Source organism: Azospirillum sp. B506, from assembly GCF_000333595.1.
Lineage (GTDB): Bacteria > Pseudomonadota > Alphaproteobacteria > Azospirillales > Azospirillaceae > Azospirillum.
The window spans coordinates 1-1,809 of sequence record NZ_BADK01000994.1; the positions used below are offsets into that span (position 1 = coordinate 1).

Genomic DNA, 1,809 nt, shown 5'->3' on the forward strand with positions numbered 1-1,809 from the left:
AATTCGGCGACTACCTGTCCTACCGCACCGCCGACCCGCGCCCCGTCGCCGGCACCCAGGGGCTGGTCCCCACCGTCTGGCACCGCACGCACGAGCAATGGGGTGCTGCACAGCTGCAATCCCGCTTCAAGACCTCGGCCAAGCGACCGATGACGGCGCGCGACCACAATGACTGGACCGCCGTCCGCGTGGTGGGTGAGGCCGCCGCCCGCGCCCGCACCGCCGATCCCGACCGCCTGATCGCCTTCATCCAGTCGCCGGACTTCACCATGTCCGCCTTCCGCGGCGCACCGCTCAGCCTGCGGCCCTGGGATGGCCAGCTGCGCCAGCCGGTGCTGCTCGCCGCTGACCGCTCCCTGGTGTCGGTGTCGCCGCAGGACGGATTCCTGCACCCGCGCACCGAACTGGACAGCCTGGGCTACGACCAACCGGAAACGCTCTGCAAGACGCGAGGAAAGACCACGCCATGACAGCCGCCCGCTTCACCGGCTTAGCCACCGGCATTTCCTGGGCCGCCCTGGCCGCGGCCACCGGCCTTCTGGCTTCGGCCGCCTCCGCCCAGACCATCTATGTGTCGAACGAGAAGGACAACACGCTGTCGGTGATCGACGGCAAGACCATGGCTGTCACCGACACCATCAAGGTCGGCAAGCGCCCGCGCGGCATCACCCTCTCCAGGGACGGCACCCAGCTGTTCATCTGCGCCAGCGACGACCACACGGTGCAGGTCTTCGACCTCGCCAGCAAGACGGTCGTGCACAACCTTCCCTCCGGCGAGGATCCCGAACAGTTCGCCCTCAGCCCTGACGGCAAGAGCCTGATCATTGCCAATGAGGACAGCAACATCGTCACTGTGGTCGACGTGCCGACGCGCAAGGTCGCCTTCCAGGTCGATGTCGGGGTAGAGCCGGAGGGAATGGACGTCAGTCCCGACGGCCGCTGGGGCGTCAACACGTCCGAGACGACCAGCATGGTCCATTGGATCGACATGGAAAAACGCGCGGTGGTCGACAACACGCTGGTGGGACCCCGCCCCCGTTACGCCCAGTTCACCAAGGATGGTTCGCAGCTGTGGGTCTCGTCGGAGATCGGCGGCACCGTCAGCGTCATCGACACCACCACCCGTCAGGTCAGAAAGGTCATCGACTTCCACATCAAGGGCGTTGCCAAGGACCGCATCCAGCCGGTGGGCGTCAAGCTGACCGACGACGGCCGCTACGCCTTCGTGGCGCTCGGTCCGGCCAACCATGTCGCGGTGGTGGATGCGAAGACCTTCGAGGTGAAGGACTATCTGCTGGTCGGCCGCCGCGTCTGGCATCTGGCGCTGACGCCGGACCAGAAGCTGCTCTACACCACCAACGGGGTCAGCGGCGACGTGTCGGTGATCGATGTCGACAGCCTGAAGGTGACCAAGACCGTCAAGGTCGGCCGTTACCCCTGGGGCGTGGCGGTCAAGGGCTGAGACAGGGAAGGGGCGTCAGAATGACGGTGCCGGCACTGGAGATCGAGGGGCTGCGCCACGGCTATGGCGGGAACCGCCTTGCCCTGGAGGATGTCGGCTTCCGCGTGATGCCCGGCGCCTTCACCTGCCTGCTCGGCCCCAACGGCGCTGGGAAGAGCACGTTGTTCGCGCTCGCCACCGGCCTGCTGCGGCCGACCGCCGGGCATGTGCGCATCCACGGCCATGACATCGCGCAAGCGCCGGGCGACGCCTTGGGCCGACTGGGCGTGGTGTTTCAGCAGCCGACGCTCGAACTCGACCTGACGGTGCTGCAGAATCTGCGCTATTTCGCGGCCCTGCATGGCATC

General features: G+C 67.0%; 2 protein-coding genes and 1 pseudogene. All 3 read left to right on the top strand.

The window, feature by feature from the left end; all coding sequences use genetic code 11:
* Nucleotides 1-470 (top strand): annotated as a pseudogene (locus I71_RS30640) (branched-chain amino acid ABC transporter substrate-binding protein); the annotation flags it as partial.
* On the top strand, nucleotides 467-1,462 hold the full coding sequence (locus I71_RS30645) for a YVTN family beta-propeller repeat protein (RefSeq protein WP_199902292.1): 996 nt from the start codon (nucleotides 467-469) through the stop codon (nucleotides 1,460-1,462). The pseudogene I71_RS30640 and the gene I71_RS30645, both read left to right, overlap by 4 nt.
* Before the next feature lie 20 nt (nucleotides 1,463-1,482).
* Nucleotides 1,483-1,809 (top strand): ATP-binding cassette domain-containing protein (locus tag I71_RS30650; RefSeq protein WP_042703278.1); only part of this gene is annotated, 327 nt, incomplete at its 3' end.